This window comes from Mesorhizobium sp. RCAM 05099 (assembly GCF_059683685.1).
Genome location: NZ_CM185035.1, coordinates 3078943 through 3102057 on the forward strand (window position 1 = coordinate 3078943; position 23115 = coordinate 3102057).

Consider the following 23115-nt stretch of genomic DNA (forward strand, 5'->3'; position numbering starts at 1 on the left):
ATGAGTTTCGATCTGCCGCGCAATGTCATCCTGCCGGTCGACGCCGTCGACGTCCGGCTCGATCCCGGTCCGCACCCCTTCGCGCTGGATAACGCGGAGGCGATCGCCGAGAACTGGCAGCGCGAGATATCAGCCAATCCGGCGCTGTTCGACGGCACGGTGGTGCTGCTGTCGCAACTCGCCTGGCGCGACAGCCGTCTCGTCGGACGCTGCCACGCGGTCAACTACTCCACGTTCATGCTATGGCGTAAGCGGCGCGAGAATTCGGGCGCCGAGCATGCCTATGCCCATGCCGTGCTGGTGGCCGGCGACAATGCGCTGGTGGCGATCCGCATGGGACCGCACACGGTCAATGCCGGCCGCGTCTACTTCGCCGCCGGCTCGTTCGAGCCGATCGATTTCCGCGACGGGCTGGTCGATGTCGATTTCAACATGATCCGTGAGGTGCGCGAAGAGACCGGCCTGGACCTGTCGGTTGCTGAACGCGGCCAGCGTTATCACGCTTTGTCGACGAACAGCGGCACGGTGATCTTTCGCCGCTATCACGAGCCGGCGCCTGCAGACGAGATCGCTCGGCGAATCTCGGCCTTTGTCGCGGCCGAGACTGATCCCGAGATCGAGGGGCCGGTGATCATCCGCCATGCCGCCGACCTGCCGGACGGGCTGTCGGCACACATGAAGCCGCTGATCGAGTGGCATTTCGCAGGCAAGGGTTAGCGGCGCGCCCTGATCTGTGCTGCCTTGCGATCGTTGCGGGCGGCGACGAAGAACAAGATAAATCCGATCCCCAGCAACCCACCCATGGCCAGTCCCATCGTCTGGCCGACAACCGCCTGAAAATCGGCGGTGACGCGGTCGGGGTTGGCCATGCCGAAGCGGGCAAGATACCACCAGATGCCGGCAAGGAAGGCTTCGATGATCACCATTACCAGGATCAGTCGCGCCTTCTTGCTCATCCGCTATTCCTCGACCGGAGATACCTTGCCCTAACATCGCGAACCGCACCGCGACAGTGGAGGCACAGCGCGGAAACGTCGAAAGTTGTGCAAAATCAAATCGGGTCCTATTCGTGCCGCAGCGCGTCGATCGGATCGAGGCGAGCGCCGCGCAGCGCCGGGAAGAAGCCGAACACCATGCCGATCAGCGCCGAAAAACCGACGGCGAGCAGGATGACCGCCGGGCTCGGCGCGAAGGGGATGGTCAGCGTCACCGCGGCGAGGCCGGCCAGCGCCAGCCCGATCAGGATGCCGATGATGCCGCCGAGCAGCGACAGCACCGTCGCCTCGACCAGGAACTGGATGAGGATGTGCTTTTCATGCGCGCCGATGGCGAGCCTGATGCCGATCTCGCGCGTGCGCTCGGTGACCGACACCAGCATGATGTTCATGATGCCGATGCCGCCGACCAGCAGGCTGACGCCGGCGACCGCGCCCAGCATGCCGGTCATGGTGGCGGTGGCGCTGGCCATGGCGTCGGCGATCTGGGTCATGTCGCGAATGGCGAAATCGCTTTCGCGGTCGGGCGTGATGCGGCGCGCATCGCGCAAAATGTCCTCGACGCGCGGCTGCAATTCGCTGGTCGGGGTGCGGTCGTCGGCGGCGATGTAGATGTTGTCGATGTCGCGGTTGCCGGCGATGCGGCGCTGATAGGCGTGCAGCGGCATCAGCACGACATTGTCCTGGTCCTGGCCGAAGCCGGTATAGCCCTTGGGTTCGAGCAGGCCGACGATCTTGCAGGAGGTGCGGTTGACGCGGATGATCTCACCCTCGGGGTCGCCGGCGCCGAAGAATTGCTGACGCACCGTCTCGCCGATCAGGCACACGCCGGTGCCCGAGCGGGTTTCGGAATCGCTGAACGGGCGGCCGGAAACCAGCTTCCAGTCGCGCGCGTCGAGATAGGCGCTGTCGGTGCCGGTGACGCCCGAGGTCAGGCTCTCGGTGCCGAAGATGACACGGACCTGCTTCTGCGAGGCCGGCGAAATGGCGCGCGCGCCGGTGAGATGCGCAACCAGCGCCGCAAGATCCTTCTCGGCCAGCGGACGCACCACCTGTTCGAGCCCGCCTGGACCCCCGGGACCGGCCGGGCGGCCGGAACGGACGACCAGCAGGTTGCTGCCGAGCTTGGAGATGTCGGCCTTGACCTTTTCGGTGGTGCCGGAGCCGATGGTGAGCATGGCAATGACGGCGGCAACGCCGATGACGATGCCAAGCAGTGTCAGGAACGAGCGCAGCACGTTGCGGCGGATCGAGCGGAGCGAGAGGCGGACGGTTTCCCAGATCATGGTCAGAGCCTTCCATCCCGACAGAACCGGGATGGGGCTCTATCTCTGTGTTCGGCCACGATCTTCTCCGAAAACCGGAGTCCACTTTTCGGGATCATGGCTGAGCCACTTCCAGCGTCGCGGTGTCCGAGGCGACGCGGCCGTCGACGAAGCGGATGGTGCGCTTGGCATATTCGGCGACATCGGCCTCGTGGGTGACCATGGTGATGGTCAGGCCAAGCTCCTCGTTCAGCTTCGTCAGCAGCTCCATGATTTCATGGGTGCGGGCGGTGTCGAGATTGCCGGTCGGCTCGTCGGCGACGAGCAGCGTCGGCCTTGTGACGATGGCGCGTGCGATCGCCACGCGCTGCTGCTGGCCGCCGGACAACTCGGCCGGCGTGTGGTGCTCGCGGCCGACAAGGCCGACCTGGGCCAGCGCCTGCATGGCGAGGTCGCGGCGCTCGCGGGCGGCAACGCCGCGATAGATGAGCGGCAACTCGACATTTTCCGCTGCGGTGGTGCGGGCCAGCAGATTGTAGCCCTGGAAGACGAAACCGACATAGAGGTTGCGCAGCATCGCGCGGCGGTTGCGGTCGAGCCTGCCGGCATCGATGCCCATGAAGGAATAGGTTCCGGCCGTCGGCGTGTCGAGGCAGCCGATGATGTTCATGGCTGTCGACTTGCCGGAGCCGGACGGGCCCATGATGGCGACGAATTCGCCACGCCTTATGGCAAGGACGACGCCGGCCAGCGCGTGGATCCGAGCCTCGCCCTGACCATAGCTCTTCCAGACCTTGTCGAAGGTGATGAGGTGCGCGCCCGAAGCCACGGCCTCAGCTCCGCTGCTGTGACGCGGTGATGACCTGAGCGCCTTCCTCCAGGCCCGAGGTGATCTCGGTCAGTTCGCCGTCGGTCGAGCCGATCTTGACGTTGACCGAACGGGGCCGCCCCTTCTCCAGCACGTACAGCGTGCGCGAACCGTCCGTGGCCGGCGGCGCGGCCTGGCGCTGGCGATTGCCGCCGGGACGCCCCATGCGGCCTGTGAACAGGTCGCTCAGGCTCCACGCGCGGGCCGCAGGTGCCGGGGGGCGATAGCGGAAGGCGGTGGCCGGGACGGTGAGCACACCCTTGGCCTGCCGGGTGACGACCGAAACGGTGGCGGTCATGCCGGGCCGCAGCAACAGCTCGTTGTTGTCGACCTCGAGCCGCGCATTGTAGGTGACGACGCCATCGGTGGTGACCGAGGCATAGGAGATGTCGCGGATCTCGGCATCGAACGGCCGCTCCGGGAAGGCGTCGACGGTGAAGCGGGCATGCTGGCCGGTCTTCACCGTGCCGATGTCGGCCTCGTCGACCGCCGCCACTAGTTCCATGTTCTTCAGGTCGGCGGCGATGATGAACAACACCGGCGCCTGCAGCGACGAGGCGACCGTCTGGCCGGGGTCGACCGAGCGCGTCAGCACGATGCCGTCGATCGGCGCATAGATGGTGCTGTTGGCGAGGTCGGTCTGCTGCGATTTCAGATCGGCATTGGCGATGGCGAGATTGGCTCGGGCGCTGTCGAGCGCCGCCTTGGAGCGGTCGCGCGTCGCGGTCGCCGCTTCGAGCGACTGGTCGGTTGCCATGCCGCGCTTGGTCAATGCCGCCGCGCGGATAAGCGAGCTTTCGTTCTCGGCAAGCGTTACCGTGGCGTCCTCGACATTGGCGGCCGCCGCCTTGGCGGACGCCTCCGCCCGCTCGATCTGCACCTGCAGCTTGGTGGTGTCGAGTGCGGCCAGCACATCGCCCTTCTTGACCTGCTGGTTCTCCTCGACGGATACCGAACGGACAATGCCGGAGAGCTGGCTGGAAATATCCACCTGGGTGAGGGGCTGCAGCGTGCCTGTCGCGGACACTTGGACAGTGAGGTCGGCCTTGGCGGCCGGCACGGTGGTGTAGTCGATCCTGGTGGGCGAGCCAGCATACCACTGATAGACGCCGAGGCCGGCGGCGAGCACGATCAGCGCCAGCAGCGCATAGAGCCAGCCACGCCGGCGCGACTTGCGCAGACCTCGTCTGTCGAGTCCGAGCGCGGTCTCGATGGCGGAATCCGATTCCGTCTTTGGCAGATTGACAATCTGGTCCACGCCGGACCCCTATAATGCGCAGTGTCCCTATCTGTGCACAGATCAGGCTTACTGGTTCGAATATCAAATTAAATTTCGCCCATGTTTGGATTGAGGCAGGAATGAAAACCCGGAACTACTTGCTTTACGATGTGTTTACGACCGAGCGGCTGGCCGGCAATCCGCTGGCCGTCGTGCTGGATTGCAAAGGCCTGGACACGCGCGCCATGCAGGCCATCGCGCGCGAATTCAACCTGTCCGAATCCGTTTTCGTGCTGCTGCCGGACAATCCCAAGCATAAAAACCGCATCCGCATCTTCACGCCCGACTATGAAATGCCATTCGCCGGCCATCCGACTGTTGGCGCCGCGATCGCGCTGGCCGAATTGGCCGAAGAGGGCGGCGCCGGCATCTTCGTGCTGGAGGAGAACATTGGCCCGGTGCGCTGCGCCGTCAGCAAGCACGATGGCGCCACCTTCGCCGAGTTCGACCTGGCCAAATTGCCGGAGCCGTTGAAGCTCGAGGCCGATCCGCACGCGATTGGCGCTGCCCTTGGCCTGGCGCCGCACGAAATCGGCTTCGAGAATCACCGCGTCGCGTTCTGGTCGGCGGGCGTGCCCTATGTGACCATCCCGGTTGCCAATCTCGAGGCGGCGGGGCGAATCCGGCTCGACAACCAGGCGTGGTCGGAGCTGGCACCGCGCAAGAGCGACTGGGCCTTCGCCAGCCCGTATGTCTATTGCCGTGAGACGGTGAACCACGAAAGCGCGTTCCATGTGCGCATGATCGTGCCGGGCACGCCTTCCTATGAGGACCCGGCGACCGGCTCGGCGGCGGCCGCCTTTGCCGGCGCCATCATGCATTTCGACGGCCCGACCGACGGTATTTCGCAGCTGTGGATCGAGCAGGGGCTGGAGATGGGCCGGCCGTCGCGCATCCGCCTCGAACTGAATGTCGAAGGCGGAAAACTGGCCTCGGCGCGCATCGGCGGCAACGCGATCAAGGTTGCGGAAGGCAAGCTGTTCGTCTGAGGCGTGCGGCACTTAAGCGATTTGTCGGGAAATGATTCCGGCAGGGCTGGACAGGACCGATGGTGGCGGCTATATGCCCGCCAACGCCGGTTTTTGCCGGCCGAGTGGGTGCGTAGCTCAGTTGGTAGAGCAGCTGACTCTTAATCAGCGGGTCCACAGTTCAATCCTGTGCGCACCCACCAAATTCTTCAAAGACTTGGTGGAAAGACCCTGAAAGCGAGACGCGTTTGGCGCGTCTCGGGCCATGCGCTGATCATGGCGCGGGCTTGCCGAGGCTGGCCTTGAACTTGACCTTCATGGCGATCTGGCCGGTCACGGTGATCTGCGATCCGGCGCCGCCGCCCATGCTACGGTCCCCGGCGTTGACGTTGGTGGTGACGCTGGTGACCTCGCAGGTCTCGGCAATGGTTTCGATCACCATGGCGCAACTGCCGGCCGCGACCTTGTAGAAGGAGCGAAGTCCAGCTTCCTGCTGCGCGGCGATGTCTTCGTCGTCCTTGACCGGAATGCTCATCGTGAGGCTGGACTGCATCTTGGCGAACCCGTCATCGCCGGGCCGCCGCGGTCGGCCTGTCTCGTCAAGGGCCTGAGAAAATGCCGATGCAACAGTGCCGAAAAGCAGTGCAACGATAATTGTCGACTTCAAATACATCGCTTGATCTCCCATGAGATTTTCTCGTCTCATGGAACAATCAAAACGGCGTTATTATTTTGGCTCAATCACGCTGAAAGTTTGACCGATTTACTTCTCCGAAACGCCAGCCTCGGCAAAACTTGCCATGCGGGCATGGCACTCCAGCGCCGAGCGCACGACGTTGACGGCAAGACACGCGCCGGAGCCTTCGCCGAGCCGCATGCCGAGATCGAGCAACGGCGGCAGGCTGAGGGCTTCGAGAAGACCGCGATGACCTGATTCCGCCGAGACGTGGGCGGCAATGGTGTGGGCGAGGCCTGTCGCATGCAGCCTTGCCAGCGGTGCTGCGGCGGCGGTGCAGACGAAGCCGTCGAGCAAGACGGGTATGCCCAGATGGCGGGCGGCGAGGGTCGCGCCGAAGATGGCGGCGAGTTCGCGTCCGCCAAGCGCGGCGGCGATGCCAAGCGGATCGGCAAGGACAGCGGCGTGGCGCTTCAGGCCGGCTTCGATGGCGACCACCTTGCGCTTCAGGCCGGCGTCATCGACGCCGGTGCCGCGTCCGGTCCATTTTTCCGCACCGCCTCCGAACAGCGCCGCCGAAATGGCGGCTGCCGGCGTGGTGTTGCCGATGCCCATTTCGCCGAAGCAGATGAGGTCGAGGTCCTTCGTCACCGCGTCGTAGCCGGCAGAGACGGCGGCGAGGAAGGCCTTGTCATCCATTGCCGGCACTTGCGTGAAGTCGCCCGTGGGATGATCGAGGTCGAGTGGGATGACGTCGAGTTCGGCGCCGGCGATGCGAGCAAGCTGGTTGATGGCAGCGCCGCCGCCAGCGAAATTCGCCACCATCTGCACGGTGACCTCCGAAGGATAGGCCGACACGCCTTGCGCGGTGACGCCATGGTTGCCGGCGAAGACGAAAACCTTCACCCGGTCGAGCCTGGGCATATCGCGGCCCTGCCAGCGCGCCAGCCATGCGGCGATTGTTTCCAGCCGGCCGAGGCTGCCTTGCGGCTTGGTCAGCGTGTCCTGGCGGTGGGCGACGGCAGTTGCGGCGGCATCGCTGCCGGCGGGCAGGTCGAGGCAGGCGGCGCGCAGTTCATCGAGTGATTTGAAGGGCATGGGGGCAAAGTCTCCGAAAGGGAATCAGGCCACAAGGAATCAGGAAAGGGCTACGGAAGCGACGAGCAGCACGGCGATCTCGCTCACCTGCTGCAAGGCGCCGATCGTGTCGCCGGTCTGGCCGCCGATCTGGCTGAGGCAAAGCGCGCGGAACGCGGCAAACAGCAGGCCAAGCAGGATGAGCGCGAAGACCGCACCACCGAGCCCCAGCAAGAGGAGCGGGATCGCACCGAGCACAGCGCCGGCGATAGCGGTTTCAGCAGAGACGGCGCCGGCGCCGGCAGAGAGGCCTTCGGACCGCGCGGGGGGCAAGAGATGCATGAAGGCGCCGAGCACGCCGCGCGAGGTCGCGTGTGCGGCCACCAGGGCGAAGAGGGCTTGCGTGGGGTCGACGAATTCCGAAAGCGCGCTCCAGCGGATCAGCAGCGACAGGGCCAGCGCCGCGGCACCATAGGCGCCGATGCGGCTGTCGCGCATGATCTCGAGTTTGCGGCCGCGCGAGTTGCCGCCGCCGAAACCGTCGGCGACATCGGAAAGCCCGTCCTCATGCAGGCAGCCGGTGGTGGAGAGGGTTGCCGCCAGGGCAAGGGCGGCCGCCGGGCCCATGGCAAGGCCAAACCTCTCCGCCGTGGCATAGACGATCGCGCCGATCAGCCCGATGGCGAGGCCGGGGACCGGTGCGGCCCAGATCGCGGCGGCAAGGTCGCGGCCGCGAAAATCGAAGACGGGCAATGGCAGGCGGGTGAAGAAGACCAGGCAGAGCGCGATATCATCGAGGATCTGCCTGGGCGAAAAGCTCGTGTTCTGGAACATGAGCCGGATCTTTTCCGAAAACCGATTGCCACTTTTCGGGATCATGCTCTAGCCCTCGCAATGGCGTGGAAGAAGGTGCCGCTGACATGGCCACGCCGGTAGCCAGAGGCGCCGATCGGATTGCCCTGGCCATCGGCCAGGTCGGCCAGTGGGTCGTCGTTCCCAGTCGCGGTCATTTGCGCATAGTGGAATTCGTGGCCGCGGATCAGTGCGCCAGCTGAGCCCAGCGGGCAATCGGCGCGCAGCCGCGCCTCGCGATAGCCAAGGTTCATTTTTCGTTTGGCGAAGCTGGTGGAATGGCCGAGCAGGCCGAGCATCCTGTGCGTCTCGGAAGCCGCATCCTCCAACGCTTCGCCGAGCACCATGAAGCCACCGCACTCGCCATGGATGGGCTTTGTCGCGGCGAAATTTGCCATGCCGCTCTTGAAGGTCCCCGCCGTCGCTAGCCGGCCGGCGTGAAGCTCGGGATAGCCGCCTGGCAGCCAGCAGACGTCGCAGTCGTCAGCAGGTGCTTCGTCGGCGAGCGGCGAGAACGGGACGATCTCGGCGCCGGCCTTGCGCCAATAGGCAGCGACATGCGGATAGAGAAAGGTGAAGGCGGCATCCTCGGCCAGGGCAATCCGCTGGCCGGGCGGCGCCAACGCGTCGTCGAAGCTGCCGGACGCCGGGGTGAGGGGGGTCGCCAGGGACATGATGGCGTCGAGGTCGAGCGACTTTTCAGCCATGTCGGCCAGCCGGTCGAGATGCGCCATCAGGTCATCATATTCGCCGGCCTGGACGAGGCCCAGATGGCGCTCGGGCAGGTTCAAGGTGGGATCGCGCAGGATGGCGCCGACGACCGGCAGGCCGATCGCCTCGATGGCGTCGCCGGACAGCCGGCGGTGACGCTCGCTGCCCAGCCGATTGAGCACGACGCCGGCCATGCGGACGTCCGGTTCGTAAGTGGCAAAGCCCTTGGCGACCGCTGCCGCCGTGGTCGACTGGCCGGATACGTCGAGCACCAAAAGCACCGGCAGGCCGTAGAGCCGGGCAAGATCGGCCGCCGAGCCGGTACGGCCCGGAGAGGCCGGAATGCCGTCGAACAGGCCCATGGCGCTTTCGAGGATGACGAAATCGGTATCGTCGGCCGCTTGCGCGGCGAGCGCGTTGAGCAGCGATGGCGGCATCGCCCAGCTGTCGAGATTGACGCCAGACAAGCCCGTGGCGGCGGTGTGAAAACCGGGATCGATATAATCGGGGCCGGATTTGGCGCCGCGCACTTTCAGGCCGCGCCGCGTGAGCGCGCGCAAGATGCCGATGGTGACGCTGGTCTTGCCCGAGCCGGAGCGCGGCGCGCCGATGATGATGGCGCGGGCCGTCATCTCCGGCCCGCCAGTGCCGCGCGCATGGCGACGATGCCGCCGACGACGATCAGTGCCGGCGAGGCGAGGCCAGCGGCGGCCGCTTCCTCGGCAATGGTGGCGAGCGTGGCGACGACGGTTCGTTCCTGCGGCGTCGTCGCGGCGACGATCACCGCCGCCGGCGTCGATGGCGCCAGCCCCCCATCGAGAAGGGCTGCGGCGATCAGCGGCAAATTGGCCATGCCCATATAGACCACGACAGGCTGGCCGGTGCGGGCGATTGCCGCCCAGTCAATGTCATCGTCGGTGCCGGCGGCGTGGCCGGTCGCCAGGATCACCGCCTTGTTGATGCCGCGCATGGTGGCCGGAATGCCGGTCGCGGCGAGCGCGCTGAGGCCCGAGGTCAGGCCGGGCAGAACGCGGAACGGGATGCCTTCCCGCGCCAGCGCCAGCGCCTCTTCGCCGCCACGGCCGAAAATATAGGGATCGCCACCCTTCAGCCTGACGACGCGGCGGCCGTCGCGCGCCAGCCTCACCAGCAGTGCGGTGATGTCGTCCTGTTTCATCGACGGCCTGCCGCCGCGCTTGCCGGCAAAGAAAAGCTCGGCATTTCCGGCGACGGCGACGACATCGGGGGAGACCAGCGCGTCGTAGACCAGCGCATCCGCCTCGGCCAGGGCCGCCAGCACTTCCAGGGTTAGGCAGCCTGGGTCGCCGGGGCCGGCGCCGGCCAGCCAGACATGGCCTGGCTCCAGCCGGCGTGGCTTGAAGTTCAGCCGGGCGAGCGCCTGTTCGAGCGTGGCGTTGTCGCCGTTGTTTTTGGTACCGCCGCTCACAATCCGTCCCGTCCGCGAAAACGCCGCTGGTAATGGGCGTCATACAATGAACTCTCGCCAAAACCTTCCGCCGCCAGCGAGCGGCCGACGAAGATGATCGCCGTGCGCTCCATCGGATCGGTCGCGAGCTGTGCCTCGATGGTCGCAAGTGTTCCGGTCAGCACGCGCTCGTCCGGCCAGGAGGCGCGGAAGACGATCGCCACCGGGCAATCGCCGCCATAATACGGCGTCAGCTCGGCAACGACGCGATCGATGGCGTGGATGGCCAGATGGATGGCGAGCGTGGCGCCGGTGCGTCCGAAACCTGCCAGCGTCTCGCCAGGCGGCATTTTTGACGCGCGGCCGGAGATGCGGGTCAGCACCAAGCTTTGCGCGACTTCGGGGATGGTCAGTTCGCGGCGAAGTGCTGCGGCGGCGGCGGCGAAAGAGGGCACGCCCGGGGTCAGCGTATAGGGAATGCCGTGCTTTTCCAGCCGGCGGATCTGCTCGGCAACGGCGCTCCACACCGACAGGTCGCCGGAATGCAGTCGCGCCACATCGTGGCCGGCCTTGTGCGCGTCGAGATACGCGGCCTCGATCTCGTCCAGCGACATCGGCGCGGTGTCGATCAGTCTGGTTCCCGGCGCGCAGTGCTGCAGCAAGTCGGGCGCGACGATCGAACCGGCATGGAGGCAGACCGGGCAGCTTGCCAGCAGCCTCGCGCCGCGCAGCGTGATGAGGTCGGCCGCACCTGGACCGGCGCCTATGAAATGAACGGTCATGGCGCATCTCCGCTGATGGCGATGGCGCAGGTGACCGGACCGAGCACCGTGCGGGGGCCGAGCAGTCTGGCGCCTTTGCCGGCAACGGCAAGGGCGGATGCCTCGGAAACCGATGGTGTTCCGGCCAGATCCTGCGACAGGCTGGAGCGGCTGATTGTGGCCGATGCGGAAGCCTCGATCGCGGCCGCTTCGGCGACGATGACCGGAAGATTGAGCTGGTGTCCGGCGGCAAAGACGGCCTTTTCGTCCTGCTTCAGAGGAACGGTCGCCAAGGCAGACAGCGCCGTCATCGTCAACCCATGCGCTTCGACAGCGGTTTCTATCGCCGCAAGCACGTCCTCGACGCTCACGCCTTTTCGGCTGCCGATGCCCGCGACCATCATGGCTTCACCCAGCTCCATTGCGTGACCGGCATCGCCGGCCGCCATGCCTGCATCGTGCCGACCGGCGAAGCGCGGGAAATGTTTATGCGGATGAGATCGCCGCCAAGCGAGACATGACGGGCAAGAAGCAGGGCCTCCATCTCCAGCGTCACCGCATTGGCGACGAGACGGCCGCCAGTGCGCAGGGCCTTGATGGCGGCGTTCAACACGCCGGCATCGCTGCCGCCGCCGCCGATGAAGATCGCGTCCGGCGTGTCTAGCCCGGCAAGCGCCCCGGGCGCGCTGCCTTGCACCACGAGAAGGCCGGGAACGCCACAGGCGGAGGCGTTGCGGCCAATGCGGGCGGCTCTGGTGGGGTCGGCCTCGATGGCAATAGTGCGCATGGACGGGTGAGCGAGCATCCATTCGATGCCGATGGAACCGGAGCCGGCGCCGATGTCCCACAACAGTTCGCCGCGCCTTGGCGCCAGCGTCGACAGGGTTATCGAGCGGATTTCGCGCTTGGTGATCTGGCCGTCATGGTCGAACAGATGGTCGGCAAGGCCAACGGTGAGCGGCAGCACCCGCGCCTGTGGATTCGAATCAATTTCGATCGCCAGCACGTTGAGCGGATTGATGTTTTCGAGGTCGAAGGTATCGGCGCGGGCCGTGCGCAATCTCTCGTTCGGCCCACCCAGCGCTTCCAGAACCGTCAGCCGCGATGCGCCGAAGTCGAGTTCGGCGAGCAGGCGGGCGATTGCCGCCGGCGCTTCGCCATCCGAGGTCAGCGCCAATATGCGCGCGTTCGGCTGGAGCCTAGGCCGGATCAGGTCGAGCGGCCGGCCGTGCAGCGAGACGGTTTCGATGTCCTGCAGCGCCCAGCCCAGTCGCGCGGCGGCCAGCGAAACGGCCGATGGCGCGGGAATGACATGCATTTCGTGCGGCTCGACCTTGCGGGCGAGGGTAACTCCGACACCATGGAAGAATGGATCCCCGGAGGCGAGCACACAGACGCGCCTGCCGGCAAGCGCCAGCACGTCAGCCATCTCCGTATCGAAAGGAACTGGCCAGGCGCGCGGCTCGCCCTTGGCGAAGGAAGCGACCAGCGCCAGGTGCCGCTTGCCGCCGAAGATGACTTCCGCCTGGGCGATCAGTTGCTTGGCCTCGTCGCCGAGACCCGCTAAACCGTCCTCGCCGATGCCGACGATCGTCAGCCATCGTGAGTTGAGCTTGGCACCGCGCGGACCCTCAGCAGGCATGATGACCCACCGCATTCTGATCCTCGGCGGAACCACCGAAGCCCGGCAGCTGGCTGGAATGCTGGCCGCGCGCGCCTCGGTCACGCTGTCGCTGGCCGGCCGCACCGAAAGCCCGGTGGCGCAGGGCGTGCCTGTACGAAGCGGAGGATTTGGCGGCGCCGAAGGACTGGCCGTCCATCTCCAAGAAACCGGCACCGATCTGCTGATCGACGCCACGCATCCCTATGCGGCGCAAATCTCCGCCAATGCCGCGCAAGCCGCGCGCGTAGCCGGGGTGCCGATCCTTGCCCTGCGGCGCCCGGGCTGGGAGCCTGTCGAAGGCGACCGCTGGACGCCGGTCGATACGGTTGGCGATGCCGTGCAAGCGCTTGGGCCGGCGCCGCGTCGCGTTTTCCTGGCACTCGGCCGGCAAGAGGTCGCCGCTTTTGAAGCGGCACCCCAGCACCATTACCTCATTCGCAGCGTCGACACGGTCGAACCCAAATTGGCGGTGCCCGATGCGAACTATCTGTTGGCTCGTGGCCCGTTTCGCGAGACCGAAGAACGCGCACTGCTCGAAAAACATCACATCGAAATCGTCGTGTCCAAGAATAGTGGCGGCGAAGCGACCTATGGCAAGATCGCCGCGGCGCGGGCGCTGGGTATCGAGGTGGTCATGGTGCGCAGGCCTGATCTGCCGGACGTTCCCTCGGCTGAAACCGTCGAAGCGCTGGCCGCGCTTATTGATCAACTTGGGGTCGATCATTTTCTCTGACCCGACGACGAGCGCGGCGTGTAGACCAGCGCCGGCTTCTCGCCGCGCCTGATGATCCGGGTTTCCGGCGAACCGATGATGATGCAGGTGGCCATGTCGGCCTTTCGCGCATCGACGTCGGCCAGCAGATAGACCTCGATGCGCTCGTCCGGGCGGCCCGCGGCGCTGCCGAAAATCACCGGCGTGGTGCCCGGCAGGATCGCGGTCAGGCATTCGAAAGCGCGGCCAAGTTGCCACGGGCGTGCCTTGCTGATCGGATTGTAGAGCGCGATGACGAAACCGGCGCCGGCCGCCGCCAGCAGGCGCAGTTCGATCAATTCCCAGGGCTTCAAATTGTCGGAAAGCGAAATGGCGCAGAAATCATGGCCAAGCGGCGCGCCGATGCGCGCGGCAACGGCCAGCATGGCGGTAATTCCGGGCACCACGGCGACATCGACCGCGCGCCATTCGGCCGGGCCGGCCTCGATCGCCTCGCAGACGGCGGCAGCCATGGCGAACACGCCGGGATCGCCACCAGAAACCACGGCGACGTCATGGCCCTCGGCCGCCTTGGTCAAGGCATCCTTGGAGCGGGCGAGTTCCTCGCGGTTGTCGGAGGCGACGCGGGTCTGGTCCGGGCGCAGCTCGAGCCGGTCGAGATAGGGCTTGTAGCCATAGAAGAACTTTGCCTGCGCCACTGCGCGGCTGGCTTCAGGGGTGACCTGATCGGTATTGCCGGGTCCAAGCCCGATGACGGTGAGACGGCCGTTCATGCTTCGGCTCCCAGCGCGCGGGGCCGGCCGGACCAGCCGGCGACCAGCACGATGGCGAAATAGGGGGCCTTGTCGTCCTTTTTGTCGGCAAGCCTCATCGACACGCTGCCCGGCATCGTGCCGCGCTCGACATAGACGGCACGCGTCACCTTGCCGGTCGCCTCCAGGGCGCGTCTGATCTTGGGCAGGTTGCGGCCGACCTTCATGATGACGGCGGCATCGGTGTCGGCCAGCCGGCGGGTCAACTCGAACTCGCTCATCGTGCCGGGCAGCACGGTCAGCACGTCGTCGCCCTGGACGATCGGCAGGCCGGTCGCCGACCAGCAGCCGGACATTGCGGTGATGCCGGGAATGACCTCGGTTGGAAAACGGTGGGCGAGGCGCACATGCAGATGCATGTAGGAGCCATAGAAAAGCGGATCGCCCTCGGAAAGCACGGCAACCATTCGGCCCGCCTCGAGGTGCTCGGCGACCTTCTCGGCCGACTCCTCGTAGAAAGCCGTGATCTGTGAGCGGTAGTCGTCGTGATCCTTGTCGATTTCGGTGGTGACGGGATAGAGCAGCGGCAGTTCCGTCATGCCGGGGCGGAACTGGGCTTCGACGATGGCGCGCGCGTTGCTGTTGTTGCCGCGCTTGGCGAAATAGGCCACGACATCGGCCTCGGCCAAGACCCGAGCGGCCTTCAGCGTCAGCAGTTCGGGGTCGCCGGGACCAGTGCCGACGCCGACGAGACGGCCTTTGGCAAGCGCGTTCACAGGCCAGCCCTCGCCAATGAATTGAGCGCGGCGGCGGTCATGGCGCTGCCGCCAAGCCGGCCTTGCACAATGGCATAGGGCACGCCGTAGGAATTCTCGGCCAGCGCATCCTTGGATTCCGCGGCCCCGACAAAGCCGACCGGCATGCCGATGATGGCCGCCGGCTTCGGCGCGCCGTCGCGCAATTTTTCCAGCAGATAGAAGAGCGCGGTCGGCGCATTGCCGATGGCGACCACCGAACCGGCTATGCGCTCGCCCCAAAGGTCGATCGCGGCGGCCGAACGGGTGTTGCCGATCTCCCTGGCGATTTCGTGCGTGCGCGGGTCGCGCAAGGTGCAGATCACCTCGTTGCCGGCTGGCAGCCGGGCGCGGGTGACGCCGTGGGAGACCATTTCCGCATCGCAGAAGATCGGTGCGCCCGCCGAAAGCGCCTTGCGCGCCGCGGCCACGAAATCGGTGGAAAAAACAAAATGCCTGGCGGCTTCGACCTGGCCGCAGGCATGGATCATGCGGATGGCGACATCGGCCTCGGCTTCGGAGAAGCGTGACAGGTCCGCCTCGGCGCGAATGATGGCGAAGGAGCGCTCGTAGATCGCCGTGCCGTCGTGGATGTAGTCGTAGGCGGCCATGCTCATTCCTGTCGGTAAGCCTCGGCGATGCCGGCCGCGCCGAGCCGTGTCAGGCAAGCGGCGGCTGTTTCGCCTGGAAGTCGTGCGCTGCGGATCATCGCCGCGACGCGGCTGATGCCGCGCGCGGCGTCATAGCGCGGCCTGTACCCGGCAGGAAGGGCCTTTGCCGTCGCGTTCACGACAAGTCCGGCTCCGTTCTCGTCGCCGACGACGGTCAGCGCCGCCGGGCCGGGGTGGGCGCAGCCCTTGGCGCAGCCGGAAATGTGCAGGGTGAAGTCGAGGGTGTCGGCATTGTCAGCGGCGATCGTCTCGGCAATGTCGCGCGTGGCGATCTGGCCGGATGCGCAGGCCGGCGCGCCGGGGCAAGCGGCAATGCGCGTGCGCGGATCGGAGGCGTCGGTGACGAAGCCGAGGGCGGCGGCTGTGTTTTGAAGGCGCTGATTGGCGGCCGGTGGGAGGCCAATGAAAAGCAACGCGCGCTGCGGAGCGGTGCGGATTTCGGTTGCGCCAAGGGCGAGGGCATACTGTGTGAGGTCGATGATCTTGCCTGCCGGCATGCTGCCATAGGGAAGTCCGATGCCGATGGCGGTGCCGTTGTTCAGATCGAAGAGGCCGATTGACGGGCGATCGTGCTCCAAGGCGCCCCCCTCTGTCCTGCCGGAGGGGGGCGCGAAGGAATGCCAGCCTGCGAGCGAGGTCAACTGTCGATCCGACAAATCCCGCGTGTGCGCTTCGCGGCCTTTTTCAGCGACCATCCTCAGTGCAGCGACGGCTTTGTCTCTCGCGGCATCCGCATCGACCTTTGCCAACACCTTCGCGTTTCGGCCGTCGCCCGCAACCGATACGCTCCAAACGATGTCGTTGTCGGCTCGTACCGCCTTCAGCCGCACATCGGCCATCATCGAACCCAGTCCGAGCTGCCCGCCGCCGTCCACAACGACCGACACTTTCGGGCCGAGCCGTGGCGTGAGCCCAGCTTCTTCAACCGCTACCCGAATTCGTTCAGCCAGCGGGCGCGGATCGGCAATCTCATATCGATCGATGCCCGCCAGCGGCCCGGTCTCGACCGGCAAGCCGGTGCGCACTGCGATGCCCAGCGCATCAACCTCGGTCGCCAGAAGTCGCGCGCTATCCGGTGTCAGGCCGCGTATCTGCAGACTGCCGCGCGCGGTGACTTCCATGATGCCGTTGCCGTGCCGCAGGGCGGACTCGGCCAGCCCGATCAACGACTTCGGCGACAATCCTCCTGCGACAGGGTTGAGCCGCACCAGCAGGCCGTCGCCGGTCTGCATGGGGGCTGCCAAAGCGGGGCAGGCGCCACGGCGCGAAAAGGCGTTCATGCTGCTACCTCAAGCGCCTCGGCCTCGGCAATCAGCGCGGCCAGATCGTCGTCGATGGAATTGCGCAAGGGATGCCACAGACCACGTCGGCGCGCCGACAGGAAGCGCTCGGCAATGACCTTCGCGGCGGCTGGGTTTTCGCGCAGGATGAAGGCGCGGACCTCGGGATCGCCGACATAGGCGTCGTGCACGGCCTCGATCAGCGTGCCCGATATGGCGTGGGTGGTTTCGGCGAAGCCGACCAACCGGTCGACCGTTTCAGCGAATTCGGAGGCGCCGCGCGGGCCATGTCGCATTTGGCCTGAGATGAAGCGCGGATTGACGGCGCGGGCACGCACCACGCGGGCCACCGCCTCGCCAACAGAGCGCGGCTTCGGCTTCTGCGGATCCGTGGTGTCGAGCACGATGACGTCGGCATTCCTGCCGAGGGCCGCAAGGGCGGCCGAAAAGCCGCCGATAAAGGCGACGTCGGCGGAGCCTTCGAGAATGTCGCGGCCGGGGTCGTCGCCGGTGTGGACGAGAAGATCGGCCTCGGCGATGCGGCCCTCGAAGGCGCCGGGCGTCGAGATGCCTTCGCCGCCTTCGCCGCCATAGGCATGCGAGGTGGCGTCGAGATAGGCGCGGCCGATCTCCTCGCGCGCCGCCCAGTCGCCGCTCGACAGCAAGTCCTCGACGCCGGCGCCATAGGTACCGGGCGAGGTGCCGAAAATACGCGGGCTGATCTTGCCGTCCGCGCGGGTTCTCGCCGCGAGCGGGTTTTCGGAATCCTCCTCGTCGCGGGCGGCAACGGCGTTGGCGGCGGCGTCGATCAGCGCGATCTGGGTCGGGAACATGTCGCGGAACAGACCTGAGATACGCCAGGTGACGTCGACGCGCGGGCGGCCAAGCGTGGCCGGCGGCAACACCTCGATGCCAGTGATGCGGCCGGTCGCGGCGTCCCATTGCGGCCGGCATCCCATCAGCGCCAACCCTTGAGCGATCTCCTCGCCGCCGGTGCGCAGCGAGGCCGAACCCCAGAGATCGATGACCAGGGAACGTGGCCAGTCGCCATGCGATTGCATGTAGCCGCGCACCACTTCCTCCGCCGCCGCTCTGCCCAGATCATAGGCGGTCGGTGTCGGCATGGTGCGCGGGTCCGAGGTGAACAGGTTGCGGCCGGTGGGCAGCACGTCAGACCGCCCCCGCGCGGGTGCGCCGGCCGGCCCAGCCTTGATATGGCGGCCATCGAGCGCGGCGAGCAATGCCGTCCTTTCGGCGGCCGCACTTTGGCGGCGCATGGCGTCGGGCTCATCCTCGGAAGCGCGGCCATAGATATGCAGCCCGTCCTTGATGGCGAAATCCTTGAGGTCGCAGAGCCAGGCGTCGATGCGGCGCAAGGCTTCGTCCGGCGCGTCGGTCCTGGCGACCCCGGCTTCGGAGGCGAGGCCGGTCTTTTGCGCGGTTTCGACGATCAGCTTGGCCAGACGATCGCGCCGGCGGCGGTCGAGCCCGTCGGCCTGTGCGTATTCGTCTACCAGCCGCTCAAGTCTGTGCTGGTTTTCGTCCAGTCCGGCGCCCGCCAGAGGCGGCGGCAGATGACCAAGGGTGACGGCGGCGATGCGCCGCTTGGCCTGCGCCGCCTCGCCTGGGTTGGAAACGATGAAGGGATAGATGACGGGAAGGGGACCGGTAACGATCTCTGGAAAGCAGTTTTGCGAGAGGGCAACCGTCTTGCCCGGCAGCCATTCCAGCGTGCCATGGGCACCGACATGGACAAGCGCATGGACACCGAGCGATTTGCGCAGCCACAGGCCGAAGGCGATCAGAGCATGGCGCGGCGGCAGCGTCGGGTCGTGGTAGTCGGCGCGGCGGTCGGCGGAACGGCCGCGATCGGGGGCAAGCGCGACGGTGATGTTGCCGAAGGTGACGGCGCGGAAGGGGAAGCCATTTTCGCCAATTCGCGTTTCCGGCTTTCCCCAAGCCGCCTCTACCGCATCGACTGCCGCCCTCGGCAATTCGGTCGAAAGGGAGCGATAGTCCCCCAGCCCCAGCCCGTCATTGCCGCGCTCCAGCAAATCCAGCAGCTCACGCGGCGTTTGCGGAATCCCCTCAACGGCGTAGCCCTGTTCGCTCAGATCGTGCAGCATCGCCAGCACGCTGGACGGTACGTCGAGGCCGACGGCATAGCCGGTGCGGCCGGGGGCGCTTGGATAGTCCGGGATGAGAATCGCGAGCTTGCGTTCGGCGCGTGGCGTCTCTTGCAGGCGAATGAAGGCCGCGACGCGGTTCGCAACTTGCTCGACGCGATCCGCTTCCGGCCGGTTGGCGAAGGCCCGGTGGCCAAGTGCGGGATCAGTCTCGCTCTCGCCCTTGAAGGAAATAGCGCCGGCAAGGATGCGGCCGTCCAATTCGGGCAGCACGACATGCATGGCGAGGTCGGCGGGCGCCAGTCCACGCTGGTTGTTCTCCCAGATGTCGCGGCGGGTGGTGGCGACGATGACCTGGAAGACCGGCACCCCGGCGCGGTCGAACAGGGTTTCGACGCCGGGTTCGGCGCCAGAGGCGAAAGCGGTCGCGGTGATGATGGCGGCGGGTTTCAGCGTGGCGAGCGCGGTCTCGACGAACGCCAGCGATGCCGGGTCCTTCAGGCTGGCGACGAAGATGGGGGCCGGGCGCATGCCGCGCTGCCGCAGCGCTTCAAAAAGGGCATCGATGGGCGCGATATCGGCGGCGAGCAGCATCGAGCGATAGAACAGGATGGGCACGACGTTTCCCTCCCCCTCGAAGGGAAGGCTGCGCTCCATGACGCCATGTCCCGGCGCGTAAAATCCAGCCTTCGGAACCGCGACCGGTTCGGCGACAGCCGCATCCGATCCCGCCAACCGTGCAAGCCGGTGCACCAGCGCGCTCATATTCGCCGGGCCGCCCTCGCGAAAATAGTCGAGCAGGCCATCGAGCTCTTCGCGCGGCAGCGTCGAGGCCTCGATCAGGCGCAGATCCTCGTCGCGGCACTCGCCGGGCAGCAGCGCCAGTTTTATGCCGCGGTCGCGGGCGACCGAGGCGAGCTGGTCGCAGCCATAGCGCCACCAATCGTAGCCGCCGAGGATGCGAACGAGGATGATTTTGGCGTGGCGGCCGACGCTGTCGACCCAGAGGTCGACGGACATCGGATGGCGCAGGTCACGAAGTGCGGCCAGCCGCATCGAGGGCAGGCGGGCGGCATCCGCCTTCCACGCCGCCGCCAGCCCGGCGAGATCGCTGTCGGTGAAGGACAGCGCCACGACATCCGCCGGCGTCTGCCGCAGATCGACCGGCTCGGCGAGGTCGTCGAGAGAGGCGGAGGTCGTGGTGAGGATGTGCATGGCGTTAAAATCAACCGGCGAGGATACGCTCGATCGCCGGGCGGTTCAGCCCCTTCAGGCCGATGACGACGAGGCGAGAGCGGCGGTCGTCCGCTGCGGTCCAGGCGCGGTCATAGTAATGATTGACGCGCGGCCCGACGGCTTGCAGCAAAAGCCGCATCGGCTTGCCGCCGACCTCGACGAAGCCTTTTACACGCAACACGTTTTCTTCCTCGGCTGCGGTGGCGACCCGTTTTGCCAGCTCTTCCGGGTTGGCGATCGACGAAATATCGATGACGAAGCTGTCGAAGTCGTCATGCTCGTGGTCGAGCTCGTCGTCATGGTGGGTCTTGCGGTTTTCGATGTCGTCCTCGACGGCGAGGCCGAGGCCGAGCAGCACCGAGGGATCGACCTTGCCCTGCGAGGTCGGCACGATCTTCACCGCGCGAGCGATGTGCTCATTGATGATGGCGTTGGCGCGGGCGGAGCCGGCGGCGTCCATCAGATCGCTTTTCGATAGGATGATCAGATCAGCGCAGGCGATCTGGTCCTCGAACACCTCCTCGACCGGATCGTCGTGGTCGAGCGTCCCATCCTGAGCGCGCTGCGCCTGCAAGGCGTCCATGTCGTTGGCGACGCGGCCTTCGGCCAGCGCCGGGCCGTCGACCACCGCGATGACGCCGTCGACGGTCACCCGGCTCTTCACAGTCGGCCACTGAAAGGCCTGGACCAGCGGCTTGGGCAAAGCCAAGCCGGAGGTCTCTATAAGTATATGGTCGACCTTCGGCGTCAGCGACAGGATCTGGTCGAGCGCCGGCACGAAATCATCGGCGACAGTGCAGCAGATGCACCCATTGGCCAGCTCAACGATGTTTTCCTCGGGGCAGGTGTCGATGCCGCAACCCTTCAGGATTTCGCCGTCGATGCCGATGTCGCCGAACTCGTTGACGATGATGGCGATGCGCTTGCCGCCGGCGTTTTCCAGGAGATGGCGGATCAGCGTCGTCTTGCCGGCGCCGAGGAAGCCGGTGACGACAGTGCAGGGAACACGGGAGACGGAGGCTGTCATATCTGGTCCTTCAGCATGTCGAGGGGAGGAATGCGGGCCACGAGGCCGCGCTTGAGGGAATCAGGACGGCCCCGCCATGGGATGAGGCCATCCGTCGAGGTGGCGAAGAGCTTTGCGCCGGTGACGAGATCGGCGCCGCTGGTCGCGCTCAGGTCGCCGAAGACGTAGCTCCAGCAGCCGTCGCGCAGGATCGCGGCACTCAGCCGGCGCTTGCAATTGCCGAGGCATTCAACGCTGCGGATGCGGATATTGTCGCCCGAGGCGGCGCGGCGTGTGTCGTCCGCAAGCAATTCGCCGGCACGGGGGTGGGCGTCGGAACCGGTTTCGTCGCGACAGGAGGCGCAGACGATCACGGTAACGCCGGTCAAGGCGTCATCGGACAATACGTCCGCTGTCTCAGCCGAAAAACTGCTGTCGCGTTCCAAATCAGGGCTCCTTGCCCGGAAAACCCGCCAGGCGATCGGATTCTTTATCTCTCAGACGGCAGGTCTCCTGGCTCGCGCGTCATCGCCTCGGGTGCCGCCTTCCCGGGAACATCCCAGTGGTTTTCGGCCCAGGCTCGTCGCTTACAGTTGCGGGGACAGCCGCGGATTTGAAATCTTGCGATCCCGCACCGCATTCCCTCTTGGCTCCTCCCTTTGCCGAGAGGAGACCGTCTGGACCGGATTTAGGCTTGTAGGGACAGCCGTGTCAACGCACGTCTACGACGCGGCAATGTCGGCAAGTGGCTGTCCGAGGTCGCCCGCTGGCGTCACTTCAATGCGTTCGAGGCCTAGCCAACCCTGCATCTGCTTCAATTCCTCGGACAGCTGGGCGGCGGTTTCGGCGGGTGCACCTGGCTCCGCATAGGCCGCATGGACACGCAGGACACTGGCCGGACGATCGGCCTTGAGGTCGACGCGGGCCACGATCCTGTCGCCGAGCAGGAACGGCAGGACGTAGTAGCCGTACTGCCGCTTTTCCGCCGGCGTGTAGATCTCGATGCGATAGTGGAAATCGAACAACCGCTCCGAGCGCGAGCGTTCGAAAACGACCGGATCGAACGGAGCCAGCAAGGCGCGCGCCTCGATTTTTCGCGGCACGCGGGCATCCCTATGAAGGTAAGCCGGCTTGTCCCAGCCTTCGACGCGCACCGGCAACAGCTCGCCGAGTTCGACCAGTTCCTCCAGCCGGCCTTTCATGTCGGCGGGCGACAGGCGGAAATAGTCGCGCAGGTCGCCGGCCGTCGCCACGCCGTGGGCACGAGCGGAAATGCGCAGCAGCTCGCGGTGCGCGTCCTCGGCGGCTGGCACCGGCAGATCGAGGATCGCCTGCGGCAGCACGCGCTCGGGCAGATCATAGACGCGCTCGAATCCGCGACGGTGCGCCGTGGTGATGCGGCCGGCCCAGAACAGCCATTCGAAGGCGTGCTTGGCATGGCTCCAGCCCCACCAGCCGCCCGAGCCTTTCTGGCCTTCCAGTGCCGAAGCGGCGATCGGGCCGCGCTCGACGACCGCGCGGTAGATCTCTTCGACATAGGCGGCGTGCTCGCGTCCCCATTTGGCCAGGCCCGAATACATTTCATCGCCGCGCTCGGCCCGCTGCATGCGCCAGCGCATCAGCGGGTATGTCTCGACCGGCAGGAACGAGGCCTCATGCGCCCAGTATTCGAACACGGTGCGTTTGCGCGTCACCGCTGCGTTGTCGAGCAAGGCGAGCGGGTAGGGGCCAAGCCGCGAATAAAGCGGCATGTAATGAGCGCGCACCACGGCGCTCACGGAATCGATCTGCAGCAGGCCGGTGCGGGCAAGCACGCGGGCCAGATGCCGTCGGCCGGGCGTGGCGGCCGGCCTGGCGTCGGCAAACCCCTGGGCGGCGAGTGCTATGCGCCTGGCCGTGGGAAGCGCGATTTTTTCCTTCATGCTGATGCGACTCTAATGGGGTTCGAGCTGGCAGGGATCGTGATTCCGCGGGGATGCTAGCAGGGTTTTGGCGGC

The 23115-nt window shown here is 66.3% G+C and carries 23 protein-coding genes, 1 tRNA gene and 1 riboswitch; of the genes, 4 read left to right on the forward strand and 20 right to left on the reverse strand.

Annotated features, from left to right (window positions below; all coding sequences use genetic code 11):
- Window positions 1-717 carry a hypothetical protein gene (locus AC56QQ_RS15130; protein ID WP_497128280.1) on the forward strand — a complete coding sequence of 239 codons (717 nt, stop codon included), beginning with the start codon at window positions 1-3 and terminating at the stop codon, window positions 715-717.
- On the opposite strand, the gene AC56QQ_RS15135 is transcribed toward AC56QQ_RS15130, so the two are convergent.
- The 4 genes from AC56QQ_RS15135 to AC56QQ_RS15150 all read right to left on the reverse strand — a co-directional run bounded on the left by AC56QQ_RS15135 (window position 714) and on the right by AC56QQ_RS15150 (window position 4386).
- Window positions 714-956 carry a hypothetical protein gene (locus AC56QQ_RS15135; RefSeq protein ID WP_497128282.1) on the reverse strand — a complete coding sequence of 81 codons (243 nt, stop codon included), beginning with the start codon at window positions 954-956 and terminating at the stop codon, window positions 714-716. The two genes, AC56QQ_RS15130 and AC56QQ_RS15135, sit on opposite strands and share 4 nt — an antisense overlap.
- 107 nt (window positions 957-1063) lie before the next feature.
- Window positions 1064-2281, reverse strand: a complete 1218-nt coding sequence (locus tag AC56QQ_RS15140; RefSeq protein WP_497128284.1) for an ABC transporter permease — start codon at window positions 2279-2281, stop codon at window positions 1064-1066.
- Window positions 2282-2375: 94 nt separating this feature from the next.
- A complete protein-coding gene (locus AC56QQ_RS15145; RefSeq protein WP_497128286.1) occupies window positions 2376-3089 on the reverse strand; it encodes an ABC transporter ATP-binding protein in 714 nt (237 codons plus the stop codon).
- Window positions 3090-3093: 4 nt separating this feature from the next.
- Entirely contained in the window at window positions 3094-4386 is a 1293-nt protein-coding gene (locus AC56QQ_RS15150) for an efflux RND transporter periplasmic adaptor subunit (RefSeq protein ID WP_497128288.1), read from the reverse strand.
- Window positions 4387-4487: 101 nt separating this feature from the next.
- Between AC56QQ_RS15150 and AC56QQ_RS15155 the strand changes: the two genes are divergently transcribed.
- A complete protein-coding gene (locus AC56QQ_RS15155; RefSeq protein WP_497128290.1) occupies window positions 4488-5396 on the forward strand; it encodes a PhzF family phenazine biosynthesis protein in 909 nt (302 codons plus the stop codon).
- A gap of 106 nt (window positions 5397-5502) precedes the next feature.
- Window positions 5503-5578: transfer RNA gene (locus AC56QQ_RS15160), tRNA-Lys, on the forward strand.
- A 71-nt stretch (window positions 5579-5649) separates the two neighbouring features.
- On the opposite strand, the gene AC56QQ_RS15165 is transcribed toward AC56QQ_RS15160, so the two are convergent.
- The 8 genes from AC56QQ_RS15165 to cbiE all read right to left on the reverse strand — a co-directional run bounded on the left by AC56QQ_RS15165 (window position 5650) and on the right by cbiE (window position 12520).
- The gene (locus AC56QQ_RS15165; RefSeq protein WP_497128292.1) at window positions 5650-6048 is read right to left on the reverse strand and encodes a hypothetical protein; all 399 of its coding nucleotides are present in this window, start codon (window positions 6046-6048) and stop codon (window positions 5650-5652) included.
- A 90-nt stretch (window positions 6049-6138) separates the two neighbouring features.
- Window positions 6139-7149, reverse strand: coding sequence for a nicotinate-nucleotide--dimethylbenzimidazole phosphoribosyltransferase (gene cobT, locus AC56QQ_RS15170; protein WP_497128294.1), 1011 nt, complete (start codon window positions 7147-7149; stop codon window positions 6139-6141).
- Between the two features lie 39 nt (window positions 7150-7188).
- Complete coding sequence (gene cobS, locus AC56QQ_RS15175) at window positions 7189-7962, reverse strand: adenosylcobinamide-GDP ribazoletransferase (RefSeq protein ID WP_497129015.1); 774 nt, start codon at window positions 7960-7962, stop codon at window positions 7189-7191.
- A 41-nt stretch (window positions 7963-8003) separates the two neighbouring features.
- On the reverse strand, window positions 8004-9323 hold the full coding sequence (locus AC56QQ_RS15180) for a cobyrinic acid a,c-diamide synthase CobB (RefSeq protein WP_497128295.1): 1320 nt from the start codon (window positions 9321-9323) through the stop codon (window positions 8004-8006).
- Window positions 9320-10138, reverse strand: a complete 819-nt coding sequence (cobA, locus tag AC56QQ_RS15185) for a uroporphyrinogen-III C-methyltransferase (protein WP_497128297.1) — start codon at window positions 10136-10138, stop codon at window positions 9320-9322. The genes AC56QQ_RS15180 and cobA overlap by 4 nt, the downstream gene beginning before the upstream one ends.
- A complete protein-coding gene (gene cobM, locus AC56QQ_RS15190; protein WP_497128299.1) occupies window positions 10135-10899 on the reverse strand; it encodes a precorrin-4 C(11)-methyltransferase in 765 nt (254 codons plus the stop codon). Before cobM ends, cobA begins: the two co-directional genes overlap by 4 nt.
- Window positions 10896-11282 carry a cobalamin biosynthesis protein gene (locus AC56QQ_RS15195; RefSeq protein WP_489861996.1) on the reverse strand — a complete coding sequence of 129 codons (387 nt, stop codon included), beginning with the start codon at window positions 11280-11282 and terminating at the stop codon, window positions 10896-10898. Before AC56QQ_RS15195 ends, cobM begins: the two co-directional genes overlap by 4 nt.
- A complete protein-coding gene (gene cbiE / locus AC56QQ_RS15200; protein ID WP_497128302.1) occupies window positions 11279-12520 on the reverse strand; it encodes a precorrin-6y C5,15-methyltransferase (decarboxylating) subunit CbiE in 1242 nt (413 codons plus the stop codon). Before cbiE ends, AC56QQ_RS15195 begins: the two co-directional genes overlap by 4 nt.
- 1 nt (window position 12521) lies before the next feature.
- Here cbiE and AC56QQ_RS15205 point away from each other — a divergent pair, with 1 nt between their 5' ends.
- Entirely contained in the window at window positions 12522-13274 is a 753-nt protein-coding gene (locus AC56QQ_RS15205; protein WP_497128304.1) for a cobalt-precorrin-6A reductase, read from the forward strand.
- Here AC56QQ_RS15205 and AC56QQ_RS15210 read toward each other — a convergent pair.
- The 8 genes from AC56QQ_RS15210 to AC56QQ_RS15245 all read right to left on the reverse strand — a co-directional run bounded on the left by AC56QQ_RS15210 (window position 13262) and on the right by AC56QQ_RS15245 (window position 23040).
- A complete protein-coding gene (locus tag AC56QQ_RS15210; protein WP_497128306.1) occupies window positions 13262-14026 on the reverse strand; it encodes a precorrin-3B C(17)-methyltransferase in 765 nt (254 codons plus the stop codon). The genes AC56QQ_RS15205 and AC56QQ_RS15210 overlap by 13 nt on opposite strands.
- Window positions 14023-14781 carry a precorrin-2 C(20)-methyltransferase gene (locus tag AC56QQ_RS15215; RefSeq protein ID WP_497128308.1) on the reverse strand — a complete coding sequence of 253 codons (759 nt, stop codon included), beginning with the start codon at window positions 14779-14781 and terminating at the stop codon, window positions 14023-14025. The genes AC56QQ_RS15210 and AC56QQ_RS15215 overlap by 4 nt, the downstream gene beginning before the upstream one ends.
- Window positions 14778-15410, reverse strand: coding sequence for a precorrin-8X methylmutase (locus tag AC56QQ_RS15220; RefSeq protein ID WP_497128310.1), 633 nt, complete (start codon window positions 15408-15410; stop codon window positions 14778-14780). Before AC56QQ_RS15220 ends, AC56QQ_RS15215 begins: the two co-directional genes overlap by 4 nt.
- A 2-nt stretch (window positions 15411-15412) precedes the next feature.
- Window positions 15413-16750 carry a precorrin-3B synthase gene (gene cobG / locus AC56QQ_RS15225; RefSeq protein WP_497128312.1) on the reverse strand — a complete coding sequence of 446 codons (1338 nt, stop codon included), beginning with the start codon at window positions 16748-16750 and terminating at the stop codon, window positions 15413-15415.
- Window positions 16747-20091, reverse strand: a complete 3345-nt coding sequence (gene cobN / locus AC56QQ_RS15230) for a cobaltochelatase subunit CobN (protein ID WP_497128314.1) — start codon at window positions 20089-20091, stop codon at window positions 16747-16749. Before cobN ends, cobG begins: the two co-directional genes overlap by 4 nt.
- A 10-nt stretch (window positions 20092-20101) precedes the next feature.
- Window positions 20102-21139 (reverse strand): cobalamin biosynthesis protein CobW, encoded by a 1038-nt coding sequence (gene cobW, locus AC56QQ_RS15235; protein ID WP_489861989.1) that lies wholly within the window; start codon window positions 21137-21139, stop codon window positions 20102-20104.
- Window positions 21136-21564, reverse strand: a complete 429-nt coding sequence (locus AC56QQ_RS15240; RefSeq protein WP_497128316.1) for a DUF1636 family protein — start codon at window positions 21562-21564, stop codon at window positions 21136-21138. Before AC56QQ_RS15240 ends, cobW begins: the two co-directional genes overlap by 4 nt.
- Before the next feature lie 40 nt (window positions 21565-21604).
- Window positions 21605-21811: riboswitch (cobalamin riboswitch) on the reverse strand.
- A 29-nt stretch (window positions 21812-21840) separates the two neighbouring features.
- The gene (locus AC56QQ_RS15245) at window positions 21841-23040 is read right to left on the reverse strand and encodes a winged helix-turn-helix domain-containing protein (protein WP_497128318.1); all 1200 of its coding nucleotides are present in this window, start codon (window positions 23038-23040) and stop codon (window positions 21841-21843) included.
- Between the last annotated feature and the right edge of the window lie 75 nt (window positions 23041-23115).

Bases quoted from the DNA above. Each gene is read 5' to 3' on its own strand.
- AC56QQ_RS15130 (WP_497128280.1), top strand. From the start codon at position 1: ATGAGTTTCGATCTGCCGCGCAATGTCATCCTGCCGGTCGACGCCGTC.
- AC56QQ_RS15135 (WP_497128282.1), bottom strand. From the start codon at position 956: ATGAGCAAGAAGGCGCGACTGATCCTGGTAATGGTGATCATCGAAGCC.
- AC56QQ_RS15140 (WP_497128284.1), bottom strand. From the start codon at position 2,281: ATGATCTGGGAAACCGTCCGCCTCTCGCTCCGCTCGATCCGCCGCAAC.
- AC56QQ_RS15155 (WP_497128290.1), top strand. From the start codon at position 4,488: ATGAAAACCCGGAACTACTTGCTTTACGATGTGTTTACGACCGAGCGG.
- AC56QQ_RS15165 (WP_497128292.1), bottom strand. From the start codon at position 6,048: ATGTATTTGAAGTCGACAATTATCGTTGCACTGCTTTTCGGCACTGTT.
- cobT (WP_497128294.1), bottom strand. From the start codon at position 7,149: ATGCCCTTCAAATCACTCGATGAACTGCGCGCCGCCTGCCTCGACCTG.
- cobS (WP_497129015.1), bottom strand. From the start codon at position 7,962: ATGTTCCAGAACACGAGCTTTTCGCCCAGGCAGATCCTCGATGATATC.
- AC56QQ_RS15180 (WP_497128295.1), bottom strand. From the start codon at position 9,323: ATGACGGCCCGCGCCATCATCATCGGCGCGCCGCGCTCCGGCTCGGGC.
- cobM (WP_497128299.1), bottom strand. From the start codon at position 10,899: ATGACCGTTCATTTCATAGGCGCCGGTCCAGGTGCGGCCGACCTCATC.
- AC56QQ_RS15195 (WP_489861996.1), bottom strand. From the start codon at position 11,282: ATGATGGTCGCGGGCATCGGCAGCCGAAAAGGCGTGAGCGTCGAGGAC.
- cbiE (WP_497128302.1), bottom strand. From the start codon at position 12,520: ATGCCTGCTGAGGGTCCGCGCGGTGCCAAGCTCAACTCACGATGGCTG.
- AC56QQ_RS15205 (WP_497128304.1), top strand. From the start codon at position 12,522: ATGACCCACCGCATTCTGATCCTCGGCGGAACCACCGAAGCCCGGCAG.
- AC56QQ_RS15210 (WP_497128306.1), bottom strand. From the start codon at position 14,026: ATGAACGGCCGTCTCACCGTCATCGGGCTTGGACCCGGCAATACCGAT.
- AC56QQ_RS15220 (WP_497128310.1), bottom strand. From the start codon at position 15,410: ATGGCCGCCTACGACTACATCCACGACGGCACGGCGATCTACGAGCGC.
- cobG (WP_497128312.1), bottom strand. From the start codon at position 16,750: ATGAACGCCTTTTCGCGCCGTGGCGCCTGCCCCGCTTTGGCAGCCCCC.
- cobN (WP_497128314.1), bottom strand. From the start codon at position 20,091: ATGCACATCCTCACCACGACCTCCGCCTCTCTCGACGACCTCGCCGAG.
- cobW (WP_489861989.1), bottom strand. From the start codon at position 21,139: ATGACAGCCTCCGTCTCCCGTGTTCCCTGCACTGTCGTCACCGGCTTC.
- AC56QQ_RS15245 (WP_497128318.1), bottom strand. From the start codon at position 23,040: ATGAAGGAAAAAATCGCGCTTCCCACGGCCAGGCGCATAGCACTCGCC.